A 516-nucleotide genomic window follows, 5' to 3' on the forward strand; every position below is an offset into this window, starting at 1 on the left:
AGGAATGATTTCCAGGTAAAGATTCGAGGTTATAGGATAGAGCTAGGAGAGATAGAGAATGTGCTATTGAGCTATGAAGGGATTCGTCAAGCAGTAATCTTGGCTAAAGAAAATAGCTCAGGATTAAAATATCTGGTAGGATATTATGTATCGGATAGAGCAATCAATGCTGAAGATTTATCATTGTATTTATCAGGTCTTTTACCAGAGTATATGGTTCCTTCTGGGTATATTCATTTGGAAGAGTTTCCGTTAACGATTAATGGTAAGTTAGATCGTCGGGCCTTACCGGAGCCTAATTTTGTAGGGGATAGAGAATATGTAGGAGCCTCGAATGATCTAGAAAAAAGTCTTGTAGCTATTTATGGCGATGTATTAGGATTAGATAATGAAAGTATTAGTATCCATGATGATTTCTTTCGCTTAGGAGGTAATAGTATTATGGCTATTAAATTGATTAGTAAGATTCATCACTCTTTGGGTATCAAGGCTAGTGTAGCGATGGTGTTTAGCCAT

Annotated in this window: 1 protein-coding gene; it reads left to right on the forward strand. The window is 36.4% G+C overall.

Annotated elements, in window-relative coordinates; translation table 11 throughout:
• Nucleotides 1-516 (forward strand): phosphopantetheine-binding protein (locus tag CHRY9293_RS18580; protein ID WP_162034333.1); only part of this gene is annotated, 516 nt, incomplete at both ends.

This window comes from Chryseobacterium potabilaquae, from assembly GCF_902728265.1.
In the GTDB taxonomy this organism is placed as follows: Bacteria; Bacteroidota; Bacteroidia; order Flavobacteriales; family Weeksellaceae; genus Chryseobacterium; species Chryseobacterium potabilaquae.